The organism is uncultured Microbacterium sp. (assembly GCF_963521695.1).
Lineage (GTDB): Bacteria > Actinomycetota > Actinomycetes > Actinomycetales > Microbacteriaceae > Microbacterium.
On record NZ_CAUQWC010000221.1, the window covers coordinates 1 to 5,606 of the forward strand.

Genomic DNA, 5,606 nt, shown 5'->3' on the forward strand with positions numbered 1-5,606 from the left:
GGTGAGCGCCTCGCCGACGCCACCGACGCCGCGGGCGAGGGCGCCGCGTTCGACGCCGGCACCGACTGACACGAGCACGCTCGCTGCGACGCCGTCCGCCGGGTGCGGGCGGCGTCGCGCGTTCGTGTGCGGCGAGCCGTGAGGCGGCCGGAGCACCCCTGCGATCAGCGCTCACGGCCGCATCCTGGATCCGTGACGGGTGACAGACGTGTCCGCTAGCGGACATGACCGCTTCGGGGCCTTGCTGCGTGGAGTCGGGTTCCGCCATCCTGAGCTGCCGGATACACGTGTCGGCATCCACGGGTCGAGGTGAGAGCCCGCGTTCCGCGCGGACACCGCCGCAAGGAATCGATGCACCCGCCCGAACGCATCGAGGAGAGCCATGCCCGGGTGGTACACCCTGACCGTCGTCGCCGCCGTCATCCTCGCGGTCGTCGTCGCCATCGTCCGCCTGCGGATCAACCCCGTCATCGCCCTCGCCGTGGGGGCGGCGGCGATCGGCATCCTCACCGGGCTCGGTCCGCTCGACACCGTCTCGACCATGACGCAGGGCTTCGGCGAGGTGATGATGGATGCCGGGCTCCTCATCGCGTGGGGGGTGCTGATCGGCGCGATGCTCAACGAGATGGGTGCCGTCACCCGTCTCGTGGAAGCCCTGATGCGGGTGTTCGGTCGCCGCGGCATCCCGTTCGCCCTCGGCCTGTCTCTGGCGACCTACCTGCAGACGATCTTCGTCGACGTGATGATCGTGATCGCCGCGCCCCTCGCCCGACGCATCGCCGTCCGCCTGGGCCCTGCCGGGACCGGGATCATCGGTGTCACCTTCGCGGTGTCGCTCGAGGTCGGGATCGTGATGATGGTGCCCGGCTTCGCCGCGGTGGCCCTCGCGGGTGTCGTCGGCGTTCCGCTCGGCGAGATGCTGCTCGGCGGGTTCGCGGTCGTCGTGCCGACGGTGGCGCTGTCGATCCTGCTGATGAGCGTGTTCTTCCGCCTCGGCTTCTGGAATCCCGCGCGCGATCAGCAGACGGCGACCACCGACGACGTGCCGGACGGCGGGGCCGTGCTCACCGGCGTGGGCGGACTGCCCCGCGACACCGATGCCCCCGCGCCCACACCCCTCGTCACGCTCGCGCCGACGGCATCCACTTCTCTCGCCCCCTCCGCCACCCGGGAGCGGCCCCTGCTGCTGCTGTTCGCGCCGATGCTGGTGGCGCTGCTGCTCATCGCCGCGCAGGCCGTGCTCGCGGTGCGGAAGATCGAGGTCGCTCCGCTGCAGTTCCTCGGCAGCCCCGTCATCGCGCTGCTTCTCGCCGTGATCCTCACCGGGGCGGTCGCTCGTGCGGCCGTCGGGCGGGAGCGCGTCGAGAAGGCCGTGGTCAAGGGTTTCCACGACGGCGGGCAGATCTTCGTACTCACCGGCGTCGGCGGCTCGCTCGCCGCGGTGATCGCGCAGGGCGACCTCGGCGACGTGCTGCAGAGCTCCTTCCAGGCCACCCCGTTCGCGCCGCTGCTGGTCGTGTGGGCCATGGCCGCCGTCCTGCACATCGCGGTCGGCTCGGTCACGCTGTCGGCGATCACCGCGGCCGGCATCATCGCGCCCATCGCCTCCACCATGGGACTCAACCCCCTGCTGGTCGCGCTGGCCGCCGGTGCGGGAGCGCTGTTCTGCGTGCACGTGACGTCGAACACGTTCTGGCTGCTGCAGTCCTTCCTCGGCCAGACGGTGCGGGGCGCGTTGAAGACGGTGACGGTGGGCGTCTCGCTCGCGTCAGTCGTCGCGCTCGGGATGACGCTGGTGCTGTCTTTCGTGCTGGGCTGACCCCCCTCCCCACCGGCGTGCGGACGCCGAGATGTCCTCTTCCGGCCATGACCGCTAGCGGCTCTTGCGGGGCACCACGACAGGGTGTGCAATTCACACGTCCCGAACCGAAAGTCACGCATGAGTTCAGAGCCCGCCGTCCGTACGGCATCCGACCGACCGGTGGTGAGCCGCTTCGGCCGCGGGCATCCGGTGTTCCCCGTTCTGGCGGTCCTGCTGGCCGGCCTCGTCGCCATCCCCACGGTCACCTGGATCCACGAGATCGCACACGAAGACCGCAACACGACCGTCGGCATCCTCGCGGTGGTGGTCCTGGGGATCGCGGGGTTCGGGTGCGTGCTGCGCGCCGTCGCCCATAACCGCGAAGAGATCACCTGGGTGGATCACCTCGGCAAGCTGGTCGCGGTCGCCGCCTTCGCGTATGCCTTCTGGGATGACCTGATCCTGGTGGGACACGACGTGTGGGGCCACGACGTCGACATCTTCATCGCCGCTGCGCTGGTCGCCCTCGGCGCCGTCGCCGTGCTCTGCCTGGTCACCCTTCCCGCCGCCCGCCGGCGGCACAGGGCACCTCGCGCCGATCACGACCACGGATAATCTCGGTCGCCCTGGCGCTCGTCTCGGCGGTCGCGTACGGCACGAGCGACTTCTTCGGCGCGATCGCATCACGGCGGATCGACGCTCTGCGCGTCATCCTGCTCACCTATCCCGTCTCGACCCTCCTCATCGCGGCGGCCGCGCCGTTCGTCGGCGGACACCTGTCACCGGAAGCGCTGCTGTGGGGTGGGGCGTCGGGGATCGCCACCGCGGTGGCGATCTGGTGGTACTACCTCGCTCTCGCCGACGGTCCGATCAGCGTGGTGTCGCCGGTCGCCGCCATCCTCGTCACGGCGATCCCCGTCATCGCGGGCGTGGCGCTCGGCGAACGCCCGTCGGCACTGGCGGTGGTCGGGATCGTCTTGGCCGTGATCGCCATCCCCCTGGTCAGCCGCAGCGGCTCCGGCGGAACCCACGCGCGCCGGTTCACCCCGCGGGTGGCCCGGTTGACCGTGGGATCCGGCGTGCTGTTCGGACTGAGCTTCGTGTTCACGGGTCAGATGCCCGCCGACGGCGGCCTGTGGCCGCTGGCCTTCGCCCGGGCCGTTGCCGCGGGGGTCATCATCGTGGCGGCGCTCCGCCTCGGCCGCGCGAAACCCGTGGGGGGAGGGCTGTTCTGGCTGGCCGTCATGATCGGCGTCTTCGATGCCGTCGCCAACGTCGCCATGCTCTACGCGTTCCGCACCGGGCTGCTGTCGCTGGCGAGCGTGGTCATCTCGCTCTACCCGGCCGTGACAGTGGCGTTCGCGATCGCCATCGTCCGCGAACGTGTCGGCCGAGTGCAGCTGGCCGGTCTCGGCCTCGCCGGCGCAGCGATCCTGACCATCGCCGTCGGAGGATGACGCGAGGCGACGCCCCACTCGCGCGGAGGTGTCGACATCAGACTTCGCGCGCACCGTCTCTCCCTCGTCTCGAGCCCCGAACGGGCCGACGCAGGTGGCGCACAGACGCAATTCTTCGCCGAGGGCAAGCCGTCACCGCGAGAAAGCGCTCCGGCCATGATGGGGAGTCCGACCGGTCACACTTCGGAGAAGCACATGGATGACGACACCCTGCTGGAGATCCTCCTGCGTGGGCGCCCGGCGACGGTCGCCGACGCCGTCCTCACCACCCACCTCGACACCGCGCAGGTCGTCTCCGCCATCGAGCGGTTGCGCGAACGCGGCCTCATCGGCGGTGTCGACGACGTCCTGGCTTACCCGCCCCCCGCCGATTGGGCCAACGAGGCCGTGACGGTGCACACCCGTCGGGTTCGAGCGGCCGCCGAAGACGCGATGTCGGGTATCGAGCGCATCCTCGAGAACCTCCCCTCGATCCTGCGTGCCTGGTCGGTCGGAGAGGCGTCCGCCGACCTGGTCCCCACGGTGCTGCGGCATGGCCCGTACGCCGCCGAGGACCTCATGTGGGAGCTTTCCGGAACCCCGTCGAGTTCGCTGGTCGCCGTCTTCACCAGCGTCGACCGGCTGATGGCGGCATCCCCCGACCGGGCACTGCGATTCGGCGCCGCACTCAGCGCCCGCGACAACGTGCGGATCATCGTCCCCGCATCGGTGACCACCGATCCGGTGGTCCTCGAACGAATGGCGCTGTACGGTCCCACCGGACTCGAGTACCGCTCCCTCGAGAAGGCCCCGGCGTGGTTCTGGGTCGACGGCGACTACCTCGCCCTGCCCTATGTGTGGGGCGAGACCACCCCCACCAGCGTTCTCGGTGTGCGTCATGAGGGCCTGGCGAATATGGTGCGCGCGTACTTCGACGAGCTGTGGCGCCGCGCATCCCCCGTCGGCGTCGACGCGCAACCGTGGACGTCGATCCTGCGCCTCATGCAGCAGGGCTACACGCTCGCGGGCGCGTCGAACCAGCTGGGCATCAACGCACGGACCGGTCGGCGCCGAGTCGCCGCCGCGATGGAGCATTACAACGCGCCGACCCTTTTCGCCCTGAGTGCCGCGTGGACCGCGGCGGGTGCCGATGGGGCGTACTAGGCCGCCTTTCTGTAAGTTGCACACAGGCGTGCAGTTTCGGCGTACACTCACCTGTCGTGAGCACCTCCACCCGCCGCGACGCCGTCGAGAACCGCGCCGGCATCCTGAGCGCGGCCACCGCCGCCATCGGCCATGACCCCCGCGCGTCGATCGACACCATCGCTCGCCGTGCCGGCCTGTCGCGCCGCGCCCTCTACGGGCACTTCGACGACCGCAACGCCATCGTCCGCGAGGTCATCGCCGCCGGCGCGACGCGCTTCAACGCCATCGCGGCCGACATCGACGACGCCGACTCCCGCGTCGCGCTCGCACGCCTGGCATCCGAGCTCTGGCGCGAGGCCGCCCACGTGCAGGCGGCCGCCGCCCTCGCCCTCGACGACACGCATCTGCCCGAGACCTCCGCCGCCCTCGCACCGCTGCGCCGCCGCATCGATCAGATCGTGCGCCGCGGGCAGGAGGCGGGGGAGCTGCGCACCGACTTGCCCGCCCCCACGCTGTCGCGCCTGCTGGAGGAGACCGGCCGCACGGTCGTCTCCCGGGTGGATGCCGAGAGCTCCACGGCACGCGAGATCGCCGTCTGCGCCGTGCTCGGCATCGCCGGGCTCTCCTGGACCGAGGCGCGCCACCTGCTCGCCCAGCACCCCGAGCTGGTGACGTCGTGAGGGTCGTCGTCGACGCCGTCGCGAAGGGCCGCAGCGCCCTGCCCGCGACCACGACCGCGTTCGAGACCGGCCGGGCGAGTCTCGTCGTCGCCGAGACCGAGCAGCGCCCCACGGTGCTGGGCCTCGTGGCATCCGGTCGTATGAAGATCGATTCCGGCTCCGTCACCGTCGATGGACGGGTGGATGCCAGAACCCTCCGCCGCCGCGTCGCCCTCGTCGACGCCCCGATCGTGTCGGAACCCGAGCCGAACGTGTCGGTCACCGGCGTCGTCGCCGAAGAGCTCATGTTCGCCGGGCACGCCCCCACGCCGTTCGCCGCCGCGCGGTGGCTGGAGGGCATCGGCCTCGACGCGTCCGCCGGCCTTCCCATCGGCAATGTCGAACCGACCGTGCGCATCCGGCTGCTGCTCGAACTGGCGGCGCTGAGAAAGGACGTCGAGGCGCTCGTGCTGGTCGCGCCCGATCGCCACGGCGGGGAACCCCTCGCCTGGTGGGGGATCGCCCAGGAGTTCGCGGAGCGTGGATACGCCGTGCTGGTCATCG

The 5,606-nt window shown here is 71.0% G+C and carries 6 protein-coding genes; all 6 read left to right on the plus strand.

Translation table 11 applies throughout. The features are described from left to right. Positions 1-382 precede the first annotated feature (382 nt). A complete protein-coding gene (locus RWP81_RS13745) occupies positions 383-1,819 on the plus strand; it encodes an SLC13 family permease (protein ID WP_314456997.1) in 1,437 nt (478 codons plus the stop codon). 120 nt (positions 1,820-1,939) lie between these two features. Continuing rightward, positions 1,940-2,416 carry a hypothetical protein gene (locus RWP81_RS13750; protein ID WP_314456999.1) on the plus strand — a complete coding sequence of 159 codons (477 nt, stop codon included), beginning with the start codon at positions 1,940-1,942 and terminating at the stop codon, positions 2,414-2,416. Between the two features lie 11 nt (positions 2,417-2,427). Next, complete coding sequence (locus tag RWP81_RS13755; protein ID WP_314457006.1) at positions 2,428-3,258, plus strand: EamA family transporter; 831 nt, start codon at positions 2,428-2,430, stop codon at positions 3,256-3,258. A 195-nt stretch (positions 3,259-3,453) separates the two neighbouring features. Continuing rightward, complete coding sequence (locus tag RWP81_RS13760; RefSeq protein WP_314457001.1) at positions 3,454-4,401, plus strand: hypothetical protein; 948 nt, start codon at positions 3,454-3,456, stop codon at positions 4,399-4,401. 56 nt (positions 4,402-4,457) lie between these two features. Next, complete coding sequence (locus RWP81_RS13765) at positions 4,458-5,063, plus strand: helix-turn-helix domain-containing protein (protein WP_314457003.1); 606 nt, start codon at positions 4,458-4,460, stop codon at positions 5,061-5,063. Further along, on the plus strand, positions 5,060-5,606 hold a 547-nt coding region (locus RWP81_RS13770; RefSeq protein WP_314457005.1), incomplete at its 3' end, for a hypothetical protein. The genes RWP81_RS13765 and RWP81_RS13770, both read left to right, overlap by 4 nt.